At 71.5% G+C, this 270-nt stretch carries 1 pseudogene; it reads right to left on the reverse strand.

The window, feature by feature from the left end:
* Positions 1-225: pseudogene (locus KVT44_RS56130) on the reverse strand (heavy metal translocating P-type ATPase); the annotation flags it as partial.
* Positions 226-270: the final 45 nt, after the last annotated feature.

Here is a 270-nt window from a genome sequence, read left to right on the forward strand (position 1 = left end):
GTCGACGCCGGTCTGTGTCGCGACGTGTGCGGCGGTCCCCGGGTTGTCCCCGGTCAGCAGTCGCGCCGGACTCCCGGTCACCGCGACGGTCTCGCGCACTGCGGCGGCAGCATCCGGTCGGATGCGGTCGACCAACGTGATCGTGCCCCAGGTCGCGCCGTCGACCTTCACCACGACAACCGTTCCGATGGTGTCGGCGGTGGACGCGCCCCGCTCGATCAGCACCGTTCGCCCATCGACGGTTCCCGTGACTCCGCGGCCGGGAAGTGC

The organism is Streptomyces sp. GbtcB7, from assembly GCF_019091445.1.
Classification (GTDB): domain Bacteria; phylum Actinomycetota; class Actinomycetes; order Streptomycetales; family Streptomycetaceae; genus Streptomyces; species Streptomyces mirabilis.